The 713-nt window shown below is 66.1% G+C and carries 1 protein-coding gene; it reads left to right on the forward strand.

Features of this window, described 5'->3' with window-relative positions:
* The first annotated feature begins 81 nt into the window (after positions 1–81).
* The gene (locus tag ETD85_RS62565; protein ID WP_240780197.1) at positions 82–681 is read left to right on the forward strand and encodes a citrate/2-methylcitrate synthase; all 600 of its coding nucleotides are present in this window, start codon (positions 82–84) and stop codon (positions 679–681) included.
* The last annotated feature ends 32 nt before the right edge of the window (positions 682–713 follow it).

Below are 713 nucleotides of genomic sequence, written 5' to 3' on the forward strand. Positions count from 1 at the left end.
CACGCACTACGATGGAAGTTTTTTTTTTTTCAAGCAAAAGACGGCATACGAGATGTCTTAGGGTCTCGTGGGCTCGGAGAGGTGTATAAGAGACAGGCCCTGCTCCAGGCCGTGCAGGCCGCCCTGGTCCTGCTCGCCGACCACGAGCTGGCCGCCTCGACCCTGGCCGCCCGGGTCGCCGCCTCCGCCAAGGCCGACCCGTACGCCGTGGTCCTGACGGGTCTCGGCGTGCTCGGCGGCCCGTTGCACGGCGGCGCGTCGTACGGGGCCGAGCGGCTGCTGGCCGAGGTCACCGAGCCCGGCCAGGCCGCACGGGCGATCTCCGAGCGGGTACGGCGCGGCGAGCGCATCCCCGGCTTCGGCCACAGCGTCTACAAGAACGGCGACGCCCGCGGCGGTGCGCTGCTCGACCTGGTCAAGGAGGCGGCCCCGGGACACGAGCGGATCGCCGCCGGCACGGCCGTGCTGGCCGAGATGCGCCGGCGGCGGCTGCCCGAGCGCAACATCGACTTCGCCCTGGCCATCCTCACCACCGTCAGCGGGATGGTGAGCGGTGCGGGCGAGGCCATCTTCGCGGTCGCGAGGGTGGCGGGGTGGCTGGCGCACGCGATGGAGGAGTACTGTCTCTTACACACATCTAAAAAAAAAAATAAAAGTAAGCACCAGGAGTTTGTATTATGAAACGAAAATAACGACAGGTGAAAATACAAGAC

This window comes from Nonomuraea zeae (genome assembly GCF_005889725.1).
GTDB classification, from domain to species: Bacteria; Actinomycetota; Actinomycetes; order Streptosporangiales; family Streptosporangiaceae; genus Nonomuraea; species Nonomuraea zeae.